Genomic DNA, 237 nt, shown 5'->3' with positions numbered 1-237 from the left:
TGTGCCGTACAACGCCCCTTCATACTGCCAACTGCTTCTGCGCGTACCTTGATAACTGATGCTGTTACCACCTAACGCCGTGATCCCCACTGCGAACGATTCCCCCGACTTTTCCGCAACAGCAAACAACGAGTAAGTCCACTCAGTCAGCGAGCGTCCACCCATGGTTTTGTATTCGTGGAAATTTTTTCTCAGTCTTGGCGAAACCGAAAAATCGACGCTCCAAGCTGAAAAAGA

The 237-nt window shown here is 50.2% G+C and carries 1 pseudogene; it reads right to left on the bottom strand.

The window, feature by feature from the left end:
* Positions 1-237 (bottom strand): annotated as a pseudogene (locus R7P74_RS29805) (hypothetical protein); the annotation flags it as partial.

The organism is Vibrio sp. 2033, assembly GCF_033339735.1.
Note: the sequence above shows the minus strand (reverse complement) of the source record. Positions and strands in the feature narration are given on the sequence as shown.